A 9857-nucleotide genomic window follows, 5' to 3' on the forward strand; every position below is an offset into this window, starting at 1 on the left:
TTGATGCCAATGGCCGCAAAACACCACAGGTGGCCGGAGGCGTTCGATGACGGAGTCCAGCAACCGCCTTGTTTCCTCAGCTCGCTCCGCAATGTGCGGGGGCAGGTCGAATTCGCCCTTCATAGGAACGGAGGCCGGTACATCGTGGGCGAGCAAGACATCGACGGGCCCGCCTGCGATGAGATGCTCGGCTTCCTCCTGCGTGGGTTCCTCCTTGGGCCACTAGTTTTTTCCTGCTCTGCGCCAGCCTTGGTCGACGCTGTAGGCGCCCCCCGAGAGCGCCAATCACGAGACCATGGACGGTGGTGCGGCTACCGCGGGGAAGTATTCGGATCTGCTCCGTGAACTGGGCGGTACCGTCTTCGAGTACCGGCAGTTTCTGGATGGTGCTCCAGTTGTCATGATTACCAGGGGATACGAGGATCTGCAGGTTTGAGGCAGCCAGCCGCCGGCTCAGCTTGCTTTCGTAGCGGCTCCGCTGTGGGCCTGGGAAGTCGAGGCCGAAATCTCCCACGTGGAGCAGAGTTCTTACCCCGGCGCGTTCAGCGGCGTCGATGGCACCGAGGGCCCAGCCAAGGTGCCCGTGCCAATCGCCGAATACGGCCAGCGGAGGGTCAGACAGTTCCATCCAACAAACCTACGTGCTTGTCGGGATGAGGACTGCGTGTCGCTAGCTGTCGCAGACACCTGTGATGAAGCAGTTGGCTGCGGCTCTGACTTCCGCGAGGCGGCCGTCGTGTCGGCCGATGAGGGGTATATTGCCACCCTTTCGGGAGTCATCGGGTGTTTTCGTTCTGACCATTGTCGGCGCCGGGGTGACGGCGTTGAGCCATACCCGGCCTTCGCGCTGGATCAGAGTCAACGGCTCGAAGAACCGGATCTTCACTGCGGTTTTCGGGTACTCGATGGCGTGGGCCTGGATCCGGAGGGCTTTGGAGGGGTAGCGGATCCACGCATACACCCGCCGCGGTTCCGGGAAATCAACGGGCCTGACGTTCTCGACGTCGAGCTCTGCCGCGGTGAGCATGATCAGTTCCTCGCGCATCACGAACTCCTCGATCCGCTGATCCATCAGGCGTGCGTAGTGGATCGGTATCGTGCGCGATTCTAAGTTGACGAGTTCTTGGCGCCTAGCCGGTTGCGTAGGAGGGAATCGCTTAGGTATGAAGGATCGATTGCCACTTCAAATTCTCGCTGGTTGACGAAGAAACCGAAGGTCCTGAACCGTCGGTCGAGCCCAGGCGCCTGCTTGAAGTCGTGTGGCCTGTCTCCCAGAGATTGTGGTTGTGGCAGCTCGATGGGTGCATTCACCGGTCTGCCGACTCGTCCCCGTAGCTGTTGGAATGAGAATCCGGTATCAGTTAAGGAAAGGGCGCCCTCCTTCCATCCGCTATTTGGAGCATTCCCGCTTTCGTCCGTGAATCGGACTACGGCTTCAATGACGCCTCGCTCAACGTTGGCTGCTAGTCGACGCCGTCGGCTCTTCCGTGCGGTGGCTTCTATAAACAGTGACACCACCACGGCGACCACAACAGCTACTGCCGCTGCGCCCACCAGGCCAAGACTGTCGCGAAGGATGATCCCAAGAAGGACGGCTGCGGCGGGACCCCAGTAAGCGGACGATTCTGAGAGTTTCTCCCACGTGTTGCGGCGGAGGGGAAATGCAGCATCGGAACTCATCAAGCGAGCCTATAGGCACTTCGTCGCAGGGATTGCTGACCTGGCAGCTGGTCTCATGATGCGACCTTGAGTGAAGATGAAAAAGGCAGCCTGACCTGACCCACTTCTCACAAGGAAGCGCCAGTCACCGCCAGTGGGAGATAGGGACTGTCATCGATAAGTCGCAGCATCACCGGTGAGTTTCCGCCAGCCGGCGGTTGTCTTCAGGCTGACGCCGAGGATGCGCGCGACGACTGCTGGTGGGACCTGGGTGATGATGGCCGCGGTGGCTGCCTGGTGGGCGGTTGCGGGTGAAACACCGTAGATCCGCAGGTGCGCTGCGAGGCTGGAGGGTAGTTGGTGGTCGCCGTGGTGGGTACTGGGGTAAACCCAGGTGCTGTTGTGTGTGGATCCACCAAAGCGACGTTTTGTTGGTACCCCAGCCAAGAGCATCGTGATCCAGGGGATGGTGGCCGCGGGTAGGTCCAACCGGACGGTTCCGAGATGGATGCCCGCAACGCCTTCCTTGACGCTGAGATCTTCAAGACGTAGTTCAGCGATTTTGTGGACACGAATCCCATAGACGACGTTCAAGACGATCGCCAGGCGCGTTCTTGGGCTCATGGTGTCCTCGCTGAGCGCGCGTTTGAGAGCGTCTTCGTTGGTTCGTCCGATGCTTCCGCCAAGGTTGAACCCAATGCGGCCGTAGTCCGGTGGTACCAGGGGCCTACTGTTTCCAGACCTGGCGCTCCAGCGTAGGAAGCGTCGCACCCGGAACGCGTCGCGCGGTGCTTGGCGTGCCCAGTGATCAATGAGCTCCTGACCTGTCGTCGACAGGGTGTGGTTGGAGGCGTTGAGGTGATTGATGAAACCGAAGATCAGGCGGAGTTCGCGCTTGTCATTGGCCGCGGTGGTGTTCGTCAGGGGCCCGGGTCTGGTGCGGCGTTGCTGGCGCCAGCGGATGAACTGGCGTACGGCGAGCTGGTCAGAAAGGTGCGGCAGGGAGGCGATCTGAGCTGCGGTCCAGGCATGAAGCCGGTGGGCGTATTCATCGCGTTCGGGGAGGACAGCGTGTTCGACGAGGAGGGAGCGTACCTGCGAGACAGCGCGAGGTGTTCCCAGCTGATCCAGGTCCTCATGGGTGATCGTGTCTGGTAATGCCAAGACGGCGGTCAGGAGAGTCCATGCCGCTTTGCTTCTAATGAGCCCCAGAACGTATCGCGGATCCGCGGCGAGCAGGTGATAGTGGAGGTTGTTCAGTGCTGACTGGTGTTTGAGCATTGCTGGTCGGAAGAGGGTGTTGACGGCATCGGTCGCCCTGCACTGCTTACACAACCCAGTGATGTTTAGGTGATCCACCACAGTGCACCGGTGGCACTGCCTGCGTGTCACTGGTGAGTGTCGCCAGCAGTAGTCGCAATACCGATTGCTGGAGATGATTCCTACGGTCCGGCCCGGGTGCCCACACGTCGTTGCGAAGGGGGCGCCCGAGCCTGATGGGGGCATCAGTCGTCCACGCGGGCGCGTTGCGGGCGCAGGCCACGGGCACGGATGACTGCGGATGCCGAGTCGGCCCGTCCTGATTCGTCGGTACCGTTGCGTTGATCCGACCGGCCGAGAGCGACCTTGATGATCAGGTCATCTGCACTACATCCGAGGATGTCCATCAGGGCAACCAGGACGTGCAGGTTCAACCGTTCAGGGCGTTCGGCGACCAGCCGGTAGACCTGACTTGGAGACAGGTGAATGCCTCTTTCCTCCAACAGGGGCAGGAGCTTGGTGGTGCTAAACAGGCCCGCCGCTGCCATCTGCTCGCGCAGCCGCCACTCGTACCCAATGATGTCCGTCATCTCGTCCTCATCTTCCACTGGTGTGATTGCTGGTGTTGTCGCGGGTTCTGGTTATGGCTGGTTTGTTGTATCAGGTCAGGCCGGCTAGTGGTGGGATCTTCGCCAATGCTTCGCGAAGGATACGGTTGGCGAAGTCCTCGGATACATGCGTGTAGATGCCGGTCGTGGATTGGTAGGCGTGCCCGAGTTGGCGTTGAACGAACAACGGGTCGTGCCCATCCTCGATGAGGTGGGTCGCGTAGCTGTGGCGCAGGCAGTGCGGTGACAGGGCCGAATCCAGTCCTAGTTCATCCCGGTAGAGGGCGAACCTGTCACTCAGGGAGCGGACTCCGAGCCTGCGGGATCGCTCCGAGAACCACAGTGCGTTGGAAGTGCCGTAGCGCATCATGGGTAGGACGTTGTCCATATAGTCCTTCAGGGCATTCACCGCCCAGGGCATCACGGTCGCGACCGTCCTGGCTTTCGGAGGGGAACCCCTCGAGGCTTTTCCATACCGGACCCGAAGGAAGCCGAAGTCCCCGAACGAGGGAATTTTCGGGTTGCGGTACAGGTCCGTGACGTCGAGCATCATCGCTTCGTTGGCGCGTAATCCCCAGGCGTACACAACTTTCAGCAGGGTCGCGTCCCGGTACGCTGCCGCAGCACCCTTACGTCCGGCTGCTAATCGTGTTTGCACTTCATCGTCGGCACGGTCAAATAGCTGCTGCAGCTCACCCCTAGTCAGCGGCCGCCGTCGCGGGTTGGCCTCGTCCTCCTGGATATGGGGGCGGGTGTTCCAGTCATGGCACACCTGGATCGGATGAGTGCCGAAGCGTTCCTCGCATTGCTTCGCCCAGCCGTAATGGGACGAGCTGATGAAGTCGCAGAACTGCCTGATTACGATCTGATAGTTGCGCACCGTCGAGGGCATCATCTGGCGGATCGATACCAGGTCCATCATCCACTCGTCGAAACCCGCAGCCGTCCACTCCCATGGTCCGACACCAGAATGAGTCCGGAACTGGCGCACTACATGCACACGGTTTTCCACCGTGATTTTCTGCAGCCGCCGGCCGCCCAGCTGTTGGGCGCACCACCCTTCAATCATCGCCTCGAACACCGAGCTCTCCTGATCAAGGAATGCCACGCCCTCCACAAGATGGATCGAGGCCATACCCGCCGGGCTCTTCCGATCCACTCTTTTTCCTTCCGTCTAACGCTTGTATCCTGCATTAGACGGGAAAAGATGAAGAGCGGTCAACCCCTACAAGGCTCACAAGCAGCTGGTGGGCCGAACTCATCGCCCTTCAAGGACGCAGAAGTCGCATCTAATGCAATTCCTCGTGGTTCGCCTTATAGTGCTTGCTCTGACCCATGCCCGGGTACTCGTCCCGCTTCTAGCCATCGTGATTATCCGTGCAGGTTAGAAGCCGGGGACGCCGGCGACCCGGCGCAGCCGCCAGTCCTCCCATCGCGGATCGGCGCTCATATCGAACTCCAGCACCGGGGACGCGGGCCCGNCTGGAACCGCCAGAACCGGGTCGTGAGGATACTGCCGCGACCACCCAGGACAGTGGGCCCGGGTTCCCACCAGTTGCTCGAGCTCGACCACGACGTGGGCTCGCCAATGACCTGCCAAATGATGCCCCGCCAACGCAGCGCCAACGGCGTTCCGGAGGGCAGGAAGCGGACGGCCGCGGGCTCGTCCAGCACATGCCACGCGGCGTCCTTAGAGGCCGGGGAGTCTCGTGTGGTGTTCTCTGGTTGTGCTGTCATCATCTGCAGTCCTTCCCATGCTGTCTTTCGTGCAGGGTTTAAAATAGAACACACATTCGATTATTTTGGAAGCTGAATCACATCTAGGAAGTGCCGTTGCGGGTCATCCACCTGTGGACGGGTGGAGCCCGGAGGATAGAGCTTAAAGCCGTCCATCTGTGGGAGAGCCGCCAGCACCCCAACACCACCGAGCGAGGACAGCCTGAGCTGGGAAGTGGTGTTCCCTGTCCGGTCACAGCATCGTTCAGTACGCTTCGGTCATGAATGAGCTGGCCGCCTTCATCCTCGCCCGGGTCGCGGAAGATTACGACCTTGCCCAGCAGGCGCGTCTTCTTGTCGTGAAGCCAGCCATCCTTCTTCTGTGCGCGGAGAGCAGGCATGCGGGCGACGTTGGCCGAGACATAGGTGTCGCCGGGCATGAGCTGCTGATGGATCCGCTGGCCTGCCACTTCATGAATCAGCATCCCGAGAGGGTCATGGTGGACTGCGTTGCGAAGCAGCGCCTGGTCGCTCATGTGCAGAGCATCGACTGGGATTACGAGCCGGCAGGGGAACAGGACTATATGTACAAGATCCTCGAGTTGCTGGCCCTGCCGTGGCGGGAGCACCCGGAGTGCCAGTCGCACTGGTTTAGTGAGGGCTATGAGGTTCGATGACCTGATCCTGCCGGAAGGGGAGTACCCGATTGGTGGGTGCAAGAACAAGCAGGAATGGTTGTTCATGTACTCCCGCGGTATCCCGGTTGAGCGGATTGCTGCGACGTGCCGGGCGGATCTGCGGCGCGTCCGCTACACCATCCGGGCGGCCGAGAAACGCGACCCCGCCCTCTTCGGTCGGCGCCTGATCCTCCACGATCAACCAGCGCCCAGGCTCACCAGTACGTTGAAGGAGCTGTGGTGGGACCACTCGGCACGGCTGCTCGGCTTTTATCGGCAACAGGGCCGGCTACCGGTACAGAACCCACGGGACGCGGACGAGCTTTGGTTGTATGGGTGGCTGTACCGGCAGCGAAAAGCGTACCGGGCAGGCCAGCTCACCACGGATCAGCTGGCGGTTCTGGCCAAGCTGGGGGAGTGGCAGGGACAGGCCCGCGGCACCCGGTCCGAACACTGGAACCGACGGCTCTCCGGGCTGATCGAATTCGTGGTCGAACACGGTGTTCTGCCCCGCTACCGGCCGGACAGGCCAATTGAAGAAAGGGTGCTCGCGGTATGGGTGTCCAAGCAACGAGCACTTATGAGTGCCGGGAAGCTCGACGAAACACGGCGGTCCAGACTCCATAAGGAATTCCAGGGGTGGAAAACGCCAGTTAGGCCTTTGCCAGCGGAAGGAGCGACCGGAGGAACCTCAATCCGTCGTGCCGGTGATCTGCGAGACGGCGTTTAGCTGACCTTATGCCAGGTGACCCCTGCGCCCCGGCTCTCGCCTTAAAGCCTCATAACTATCGAGCACCACACCGGCCGCATTGCCGTCGTTGAGGGGCTTGGGTGTCAGTGGTGACCGGTGGAGGTGGTGCCAAACATCAGGGTACGTCGCTGCACGTCGTAGTACACCGTCTCAGAGGTCGATAACAGGTCCTGCAGGTTATCGGCATCATCGGCGCTGAGTGTCAGAACTTCTTCCCACGCTCCCTGATCAAGCACCAGCTGAAGGGTCCAGGAACCGGGTTGCCCGGCCTCTCCGGCGACCCAGCTGAACTGGTAATGGCTGAGCTGACGGACTTTGATGCTGTCATCGGTGACGGGCTGGTTCAGGTTCGGTGACATCTGTATTTCCTCCTTGGGAGAGGCGCTGCACGCGCCGTCTCTATCACGTGGATGGGGTTGGGGAACCCATTTCAAATCGCCGCCGAGACGACGGAACGAACAACCAACGTAGTCCCGGCGCCGAACCAAAGTAAATGCTGACAGGACGGCTCCCAGGCACTTGACGTACAGCGTCCAAGGGCCCCACATCAGCAGGGACGTCTGCGGCTTTGGATGACTCGTCAGCAAGCTCGGACGCTTTCTACCTGTTCTGGGGTGGCGGGTCCAGCCTCTGCGTCACTATCACTCGACCGTCAAGGCCCACCTCCGAACTTTCATCGGGGTGGATTCCCCGCGAACACCGGGTCAGGATGGAACCGGCACACTATGACAGCCACCCCGCAGCTACGGCCCGAATCGACGAAAGAACTCACCCCATGACGAATACAGGTGCTTTTCGAACCGATTCCCGGTGGGGTGGTTGGGGCATTGTTCTACGACAGAATCATCGCACCGGCGACTACCTCAGAGAGCGAGCTCGCTGACGCGTCGACCGTTGATGCAACAGCAACCAGTGAACGCTCCAAGTCCTCACGGCCCGGACGTGGCCCAATTGTCTGGTTCCACCCGCCGCGGGACCGCGAGGCGTACCTGGTATGTCAGGGGCCGGGATTTCGTGGTGCGGGCGCTACTTCGCCCGCAGGTCGTGCTCGCGGTCAAAGCAGCCTTGGCGGCCGGTGTTGCCTGGGCGTTAGCGCTGCTCCTTCCGGGTGTTGCTGCGGAGTATCCGTATTACGCGCCGCTGGGCGCGCTGCTGGCGATCTATCCGACAGTTGCTGGGACTGTGAAGCTGGGCTTGCAAACGATGGTGGGCCTGGCGATCGGAATTGTGTTGGCCAATGTGGCCGTATGGGCCGGAGACCCGGACTCCTTCACTGTTGCCTTCGTTGTGGGGATGGGGGTGCTGCTGGCAGGGCTGCTACCCCGAACGGCAGGCGGTGGGACGGGAATTGCTTCAGCGGGACTGTTCGTGTTGATCATCGGGAACAACGATCTGAGTTTTTCCGTCGGGTATTTCATTCAGATGATCGTCGGGGTACTCGTCGGTCTTGGTGTCAGTACCTTTATCGCTCCTCCATTGAACACCAACGACGCGCTCAATCAGATGGGTGCGCTGCGCCGGACAGCGGCACAGCAGCTACAGGACATCGGCCAGGCACTGGAAGAGAACTGGGCGGCGGGTGATCCGCGGTGGGTCGAACACCGCCAGGACCTCTTCGACACCATGCAAGACACCCGGGCCGCAGTGAAATACGCCGAGGAAAGCCGAAAAGGAAACCTCCGCCGACACTCCCACCCCCGAAACCTCACCAAGGACTACGAGCACGTCAGGGCACTGGAGACCGTAGCGTTCCACACCTTGAGTATCACCAATATGCTCGAGGACGCAGTTGAAGGAACGACGGACGAAAAACCCATCCCACCCGCACTCAGGGAACCACTACAAGATGCCTTCACCACGGTCGGAAAGGTCCTGAAGCTATGGACGGTCAAGGAAAACGACGAGGAAACCCTCGAGGCAGCACAAAAAGCGTTACGGGCACTGGAGGTGGGTGCCTTCGAATCCGCATCCCGCAACAGCCCCTTCGGCGCCGCCGCAGCCATCGCCATGAGCTTGCACCGGATCCTTCACGCGGTCACGCCGGCAACACACCACGGCAACCCCTGACCCGCAGCAATGGTTGACCGGCTTCCGACGTTGCGCCGGCAGTTCTCCCACGCCTGCAGGGTGCATTGACCGCGGTCTATTGGTTCACGCCAAATCTCCGCACCTACCTCGACGCTGCACAAGCAGGTCCCTCACCGCTCCACTAGCTCTCGACAGTGGCGACCAGCGAATGTCCGTGATGGAACCTGTGACTTTCAGGCGAGGACGACGGACACGGGGTTATCCGACCCCGGCGGGACGATCAGTGCTGCGTGGCCAGCAAGTGGGGTGCGAGGGTGAGGTATTGGGGGTTGTCGGCGAGGAAGGCGAAGGCGCTCGGGCACTGGGGCACCACGTGTAGGCGGCGTTTGTGGGTGTTAAGCATGATGTGGCGCATCAGGACCATGTCTACACCCAGGCCGCGGAAACCGGGCTGCTCGACGCCGTCGGTGAGGTTCATCTGCCCGCCGTGCATCGTGTACTTCATGTACGCGGCGAGGCTACCGTCAACGAACAACTCGAACCGGCAGTACAAGGGGCTGTCCCGGAAGACGTCCTGCGAACGCTCGGCAGTTTCAGGGTTGGTGGCCTGTGTGGAGCGCAGGTCGAGTTCCTCGGCGATGGCCACATAGCGTTCCATCGCTTCGGCGGGCGGAAAATTCGTGTCGATGAGCCGGTACAGCTGGTTCGCCAGCACCCGCAATTCCCTCATCGAGGTCTGGGAAAAGTCCTCGATCGCCAGTGCTCGTTCCAGCCACACGGACTCACGCTCACCCCGCCGGGAGCGGAAAACATCAACATCAAGGAGAGTTTCTCCGGAGAATCCCGCGACCGGCGGCGCTGCCGGTCCCGAGATCTCGGGTGAAATCGTGGTGTCGGGGTATAACTGCTGTGTCATGGTCAAATCCTGTGCTGGTGCGTCACCGCGCCTTTTTCTGGACCCGGTACTCTCCTGACACTAACCAGAAGTACGCCAAAAATACACTCAGTACGCTGATTTTTCTCATGATGCGCTCACTGCACCATCCTTCACGTGCCCCCCGTAGGGAACACGCACGCACGTAGGCACGCATGCCTGGTGCTGCTCCGACGTTGATACGGGGTTAGTGGAGGGGGGAAACCCACATCTCGACCTGCACG

10 protein-coding genes are annotated in these 9857 nt (G+C 61.0%); 3 read left to right on the top strand and 7 right to left on the bottom strand.

What is annotated here, in order from left to right; all coding sequences use genetic code 11:
* Positions 1-76: 76 nt before the first annotated feature.
* The 5 genes from Y705_RS23520 to Y705_RS0101220 form a co-directional block, all read right to left on the bottom strand.
* Positions 77-628 carry a metallophosphoesterase gene (locus Y705_RS23520; protein WP_155849842.1) on the bottom strand — a complete coding sequence of 184 codons (552 nt, stop codon included), beginning with the start codon at positions 626-628 and terminating at the stop codon, positions 77-79.
* A gap of 42 nt (positions 629-670) precedes the next feature.
* Positions 671-1072 carry a hypothetical protein gene (locus tag Y705_RS16410; RefSeq protein ID WP_049822079.1) on the bottom strand — a complete coding sequence of 134 codons (402 nt, stop codon included), beginning with the start codon at positions 1070-1072 and terminating at the stop codon, positions 671-673.
* A gap of 758 nt (positions 1073-1830) precedes the next feature.
* Positions 1831-2994, bottom strand: coding sequence for a hypothetical protein (locus tag Y705_RS0101210; protein ID WP_155849843.1), 1164 nt, complete (start codon positions 2992-2994; stop codon positions 1831-1833).
* 170 nt (positions 2995-3164) lie between these two features.
* Positions 3165-3509, bottom strand: a complete 345-nt coding sequence (locus tag Y705_RS0101215) for a helix-turn-helix domain-containing protein (protein ID WP_026531549.1) — start codon at positions 3507-3509, stop codon at positions 3165-3167.
* Positions 3510-3579: 70 nt separating this feature from the next.
* Positions 3580-4686 carry a tyrosine-type recombinase/integrase gene (locus Y705_RS0101220; protein ID WP_253908432.1) on the bottom strand — a complete coding sequence of 369 codons (1107 nt, stop codon included), beginning with the start codon at positions 4684-4686 and terminating at the stop codon, positions 3580-3582.
* Positions 4687-5524: 838 nt separating this feature from the next.
* Here Y705_RS0101220 and Y705_RS22030 point away from each other — a divergent pair.
* Positions 5525-5920: a DUF6221 family protein gene (locus Y705_RS22030; protein WP_026531551.1), complete on the top strand. Its 396-nt coding sequence runs from the start codon at positions 5525-5527 to the stop codon at positions 5918-5920.
* Entirely contained in the window at positions 5907-6650 is a 744-nt protein-coding gene (locus Y705_RS0101230) for a helicase associated domain-containing protein (RefSeq protein ID WP_026531552.1), read from the top strand. The genes Y705_RS22030 and Y705_RS0101230 overlap by 14 nt, the downstream gene beginning before the upstream one ends.
* Before the next feature lie 104 nt (positions 6651-6754).
* Here the strand turns inward: Y705_RS0101230 and Y705_RS0101235 are convergent, their stop codons facing one another.
* Positions 6755-7030 (bottom strand): hypothetical protein, encoded by a 276-nt coding sequence (locus tag Y705_RS0101235; RefSeq protein WP_049822080.1) that lies wholly within the window; start codon positions 7028-7030, stop codon positions 6755-6757.
* A gap of 592 nt (positions 7031-7622) precedes the next feature.
* Between Y705_RS0101235 and Y705_RS16415 the strand changes: the two genes are divergently transcribed.
* On the top strand, positions 7623-8738 hold the full coding sequence (locus Y705_RS16415; protein ID WP_155849845.1) for an FUSC family protein: 1116 nt from the start codon (positions 7623-7625) through the stop codon (positions 8736-8738).
* 241 nt (positions 8739-8979) lie between these two features.
* On the opposite strand, the gene Y705_RS16420 is transcribed toward Y705_RS16415, so the two are convergent.
* Entirely contained in the window at positions 8980-9615 is a 636-nt protein-coding gene (locus Y705_RS16420; protein ID WP_049822082.1) for a GNAT family N-acetyltransferase, read from the bottom strand.
* Between the last annotated feature and the right edge of the window lie 242 nt (positions 9616-9857).

Source organism: Arthrobacter sp. H41, assembly GCF_000520535.1.
Lineage (GTDB): Bacteria > Actinomycetota > Actinomycetes > Actinomycetales > Micrococcaceae > Arthrobacter_D.

Excerpts from the sequence above, each read along its gene's own strand:
- Y705_RS23520 (WP_155849842.1), bottom strand. The coding sequence starts at position 628 with ATGGAACTGTCTGACCCTCCGCTGGCCGTATTCGGCGATTGGCACGGG.
- Y705_RS16410 (WP_049822079.1), bottom strand. The coding sequence starts at position 1,072 with ATGGATCAGCGGATCGAGGAGTTCGTGATGCGCGAGGAACTGATCATG.
- Y705_RS0101215 (WP_026531549.1), bottom strand. The coding sequence starts at position 3,509 with ATGACGGACATCATTGGGTACGAGTGGCGGCTGCGCGAGCAGATGGCA.
- Y705_RS22030 (WP_026531551.1), top strand. The coding sequence starts at position 5,525 with ATGAATGAGCTGGCCGCCTTCATCCTCGCCCGGGTCGCGGAAGATTAC.
- Y705_RS0101230 (WP_026531552.1), top strand. The coding sequence starts at position 5,907 with ATGAGGTTCGATGACCTGATCCTGCCGGAAGGGGAGTACCCGATTGGT.
- Y705_RS0101235 (WP_049822080.1), bottom strand. The coding sequence starts at position 7,030 with ATGTCACCGAACCTGAACCAGCCCGTCACCGATGACAGCATCAAAGTC.
- Y705_RS16420 (WP_049822082.1), bottom strand. The coding sequence starts at position 9,615 with ATGACACAGCAGTTATACCCCGACACCACGATTTCACCCGAGATCTCG.